Origin of the sequence: Labrys sp. KB_33_2, from assembly GCF_052114505.1 — a bacterium.
Lineage (GTDB): Bacteria > Pseudomonadota > Alphaproteobacteria > Rhizobiales > Labraceae > Labrys.
In genome coordinates, this window is record NZ_JBFREW010000050.1 from 1 (window position 1) to 4,506 (window position 4,506).

Annotated in this window: 1 protein-coding gene; it reads right to left on the reverse strand. The window is 62.6% G+C overall.

Going from position 1 to position 4,506, the window contains the following annotated elements; all coding sequences use genetic code 11:
- Nucleotides 1-4,506 (reverse strand): toxin TcdB middle/N-terminal domain-containing protein (locus tag AB4037_RS34330; protein WP_441774629.1); only part of this gene is annotated, 4,506 nt, incomplete at both ends.

A 4,506-nucleotide genomic window follows, 5' to 3' on the forward strand; every position in this document is an offset into this window, starting at 1 on the left:
ATTGCCCAGCGCATCGTAATTGGCCGTCAGCCAGGCATGCTTGTTGGCCGCCGTGGTCTGCTTGCCGACATTGAAGGCGCCCGAGCGCGCCTCGTCATAGAGGAAGCCGATATTGTCGCGCTGCGGATCGCCATCGGGCAGGTCCGACCGCATGATCTGGCCGGTCACCCGGTTCAGCCGGTCGTAATTGTAGCCCGTCTTCTGGCCCTTGGCGTCGGTCAGCGTCAGGAGGTTGCCGCCATCGTCATAGACATAGGTCCACGTCCCCAGGTCCGGATCCTTCACCGAAGTACGCCGGCCCAGCGTGTCGAACACATTGGTCCAGGTATTGCCCGCCGGATCCGACAGGCTGGTCAACCGGCCCAGCCCGTCATAGCCCAGCGTGCGGTGCAGCGCCCGGCCCTGCTTATAGGCCGTCTGGCGCACCGTCCGCCCATAGGCGTCGCTCACCGCAACCGTCTTGCGGTTCAGCTCGTCCGTCGTCGTCGTCTGCAGGAAGGCGCCCGCCACGCTCGCGGGATCGGCAACCTCATAGCTCATCGTCTTGAAGCTGTTGTCCGGGTTCGTCACCTTGATCGGACGGTCACGGCTGTCGAAGCTGGTCACAACCAGCGTGGCGCTCGCGGAAGGCGCCAGGAACGGCACCGCCGTCACCGAGGCCTTGTTGCCCCGCCCGTCATACCCCGTCAGCGTCGTCGCCGTCTGGGCCGGATCGCCCGTACGCCCCTCGCTCTTCCACTCCCGGCCATAGCCGTCGAACATGATCTGGGACCAGATGTTCCCCTGCCCCGCCGCTCCCGGTGTCTCGATCTGGATGAACTGAGCCTGGGGATTGCCGATAGCATTGTAGCTGAAGGTCTTGAACGTCCCCAAGGGCTGGGTCACCGAGGTGATCCGGCACAGCCCGTCATAGCCATAGCTCGTGGTCTGGCCGTTCAGGTCGATCATCCCCGTCAGCGTCTGACACACCGGATCGGTGATCGGTTGCGTCTTCTGCCGCGTGTCCCCGTTCTGCACATAGAGCGGGTTGCGCTCCTCCACCGGGAACAAATGATAGGTGGTGTCGTAAAGGGTCTGGGTGGTGTTACCGAGTGCGTCCGTCGACGACACCTTGTTGCCATAGGCATCATAGCTCGCAGACGTCGTGATCCAACGATTGCCGGGGTTCAGCCAGTTCCACTGTCCCGTCTGGTCGCCCCTCACCGGCGGTGTCGCTGCATCCCCCGCCCCGTCATAGAGCGTGCGCGTGTCGCTCAGCACCACGCCGGCATTGCTCGTCCCCTTGTAGACCAGCGTCCGCCACGGCAGCGAGGTGATGAAGGCGCCCGTGTTCGGTGCATGGTCGGTGATCGTGACGCGCTCGTCCCCCGTCACATCTGCATTGCCGTTCTCCAGCAACTGCGTGACATTGCCATACACGTCATACGTCCGCGACACCGTACTCCGGCGCGTGACGCCGGCCACGATCTCCTGCTTCTCCGAACCCGTGTTGAAGGCGGTATAGGGCAGCGTCAGGGCTACGCTTGGCACAAGTGTGCAGATGATCGAGGCTACTGAGGTTGCTGAGCGACCGATCCCCGGACAGGGAAAATCGGCTGGACAAGCCACGGGTCGTCCAAGGGCGTCCTTGCAAGCCTTGTCGTAGAGCGTCGTCACCACGGGCGGCCAATCCGTTTGCCGACCCGCTGTGGTCATCACGCTCCAACTCTCGGCCTCGCGCGCCAGCACCGTGGCATTGGTCTGCGTGCTGTAGGCAGTCTTCAAAACCCGGCCGGCGGTGGCCAGGCTCTGGTCGAAGGTGTAGTCGATGCGCGGGCGCACCGTCTCCCCGGCATTGGCCGGCAGCAGCGCCACCCCCATGCCGAAGCCCAGGAAACGGCGCTCGGCCGCATTGTAGAGCGCATTCGAATAGGAATAGTCCGTTGTCCCCACCGTCCCCCGCCCGTCGTCCCGCGTCACAGACGACACCGTTTGCACGATCGAGGGCAGCATGCTGCCTGCCGGCCGGGAATCCGGACCTGGATAGGCGCTTGAGGGCGTATAGGCGATCGCCGCACTTGCGCCGAGCGGCTCCTTCACCGACATCAATAGATCGGGGAAGGCCGTATTCAGCGTGAAGTAATCGCCGGTCTGGAAAACCATGAAACCTATTGAGGCGCCAAGTGGTGAGCGTAGTGCACCCTCGATCAGATCGTCGCGACCATCTTCGTCGATGTCGGTGACATAGCCGATGCTGGGCAACTGCCCCGGTACAGCAACAAAGCTACCTTCTTCATTTGGCCCGGCGCCAGCTCGAGACAAGAACACCACGGCAGTGGAGTTGGGTACGTCCTCCAGAGGTGGGTTGGGTGCGGTTGCGGTATTGATCACCAGATCTTGACGACCATCACCGTCAAGATCGCCCGCCAGCAAGCGAGGCAGGCAAGTCGTCCGTACGGCACCATCCAAACCTGAACTGGCGCACCCACCAGTGATGACGATCCCTTGAGCCCAGAGCTGATGGACGAAACCCGCACCGGTCGAGAGAAACACCCCGATATCGACACCCGATGTCGGGTTCTTCTCCATCGTGATCAGATCGACTTTACCATCCCCATTTACGTCAGCGGGCAGAACCCAGGTCTCGTCGGGGTCGATGCCGTCTGGATACACATGGCATAAACTAAAACAACCCCAATATTCGGTTCTCAGCACACCTCCCCCGACCAGCGAGCCCGCCACGTCATAAGTCCGCAGCGGCGTGAATCCGGAACCGGTCGAGTAGGCAAAGGTAACCCGGATCGTGCCGCCCTCGCCCGTCACCATGTAAACGTCGGATTTGCCATCACCGTTGAGATCGACATAGTGCAGATCCGACCACTGATGGCCGTTCCTCATCTGCTGGCGCTGGACAGGGGGGATCGGCTCGTCGACCTGCGCGCTTCCCGTCAGAGAGGTGATCTTGCTCGTGACGCTGCTCAACAAGACATCGGTGACAACGAATTCATTCACCCCGTCGCCGTTCAGATCAAGCGGCGAGTGCCAGGTCGGCAACTCCTGCGAATACCCAAGTGATGGGGGTCCATAGGTCACGCCGGCCAAACCACGTGGTTCGTAGCTGCCATCGGGACGGCTGAGGACAAGGCTGAGCGACCCGCTGCTGGTGGTGACCAAGCCGCCGTCCCTTCCTCCTTGTTGGACGGTTGAACGGCTCTGGGTGCTTTGGATGTAATCGGGTTTGCCGTCAGCATTATAGTCGCCTGCGGATATAAGAGCGCTGGCGGATGACGACCCGACTGTTGGATTGGGGTAGGTGTAGATGCAGCCGCCGCCCACGCCAGTGGTTCGAACTGGCCGACTGTGGCTCGCCGCTTCAATGAGTGACCCGCCGGTACAGTAGCTAGATGGGGTGGGGTAATTGATGGTGCCACCTGCCGGTGAGTTGCTCCAATTGGTGAGCACCCTGTCCGGCACTCTATCACTATTGACATCGTCGAGACTTGTACCGAAGCCACTATTCGTACCTGGCCTGGACATTTGGTCCAGTTTGAAGGCCGGATTGTTACTCTTAACCCAGCTATGCTCGATAGTGGCAACCCCACTCCATCCGAACGTCGTGGGTGGGAGGCTTGTGCCGCCAGTGAGGCGTACCTGTCCGAGGCTGGCATCGCGGCCGAACTGGGTGACCGCGGTCAGGCGCGAATAACCCGTGGCCGGGCTGAGCTCGTAGTCGAGATTGTAGCCCCGAACCCGGTTGTTCGCCGTGGTGATACCGATGGAGGCAAGACGCCTGTCGAGCGTGGCGATCGACTTGCCGGTGGCCTGACTGAGTTTGGCYGCRCCGCTCGTCGCCTCSAGGTTGAAGGCGATGCGCGTGCCGTTGTARCTGATCGAGGCCGGCCAGCAGATGGGATCGCTTACGCAGGCATAGTCGTAAACAACCTCGTTGCCATGTGTGTCCGTCACCTTGCGCAACAGCCAGCGCGTATCGTCGCGAAGCTGCGCATCGGTGGAAGGCGCGGCCCCGTTCGTATACCAGCCCGGCACCGAGGCCGGCGAGACATAGCTCGATACCGTGCCGTCCCGGGCCGCAACCTCCCAGCTCGTCGTGGTGCCGCTGACGATGCGCTTGACCCGCACGAAGCTTTCCACCCGGGTGGCATAATAGCTCACCCCCGCCCCTGTGGGGCCTGTGGTGCAGGCCGGGCTGGTCATCCCCGCCGTGCAAGCCACCAGCCGATCGCCATCCAGCACGAACTCGTCCGTATCCGCATAGCGCGGCGCCCCGCCCACCGCCGACGAACGGGTGATGTCCGACAGGCCCGACAGCGAAAAGCCCACGCCCACAAGCCCGGCCCAATAGCCTCCGGCCCGGACCCCGGCATTGGAATCATAGCGCAGCGACACTTTGGGCTCGAGGCCATGATAAACAGGCACCGCGATCGACACGGACTGCGTGAAGGAGCCGTTGAAGCTGGCAGGCTCCGCCTTCGTCGCCAGTGCGCTCGCACTGGCGACCGCCTTCAA